This window comes from Bacillus sp. SIMBA_031 (genome assembly GCF_046535225.1).
GTDB classification, from domain to species: Bacteria; Bacillota; Bacilli; order Bacillales; family Bacillaceae; genus Bacillus; species Bacillus velezensis.
On sequence record NZ_JAWRXC010000588.1, the window covers coordinates 1 to 245 of the forward strand.

General features: G+C 61.6%; 1 pseudogene. It reads right to left on the minus strand.

Annotated features, from left to right (window positions below):
* A pseudogene (locus tag SB724_RS21475) lies at positions 1-245 on the minus strand (urea ABC transporter permease subunit UrtB); the annotation flags it as partial.

Consider the following 245-nt stretch of genomic DNA (forward strand, 5'->3'; position numbering starts at 1 on the left):
GGCGAAAAGCAGCCAGCACCCTGCTGTTACGATTAGCGCAACAGCGATCACAAAGATCCGGTAGGCCGGATAGCTCCCCCCGGGGACCGGAACCGCTCCGCCGAACGGCGCGTACACCAGCATCGGCTGCGTGCCGAAGATAAGCTCCAGTGCCTTCTGCAAGATCAGGCTGACCGCGTAGGTCGCGAGAAGCGTATCCAGTGGCCGATCGTAGAGCAACCGGATGATGAAGCGCTCAAGGCACC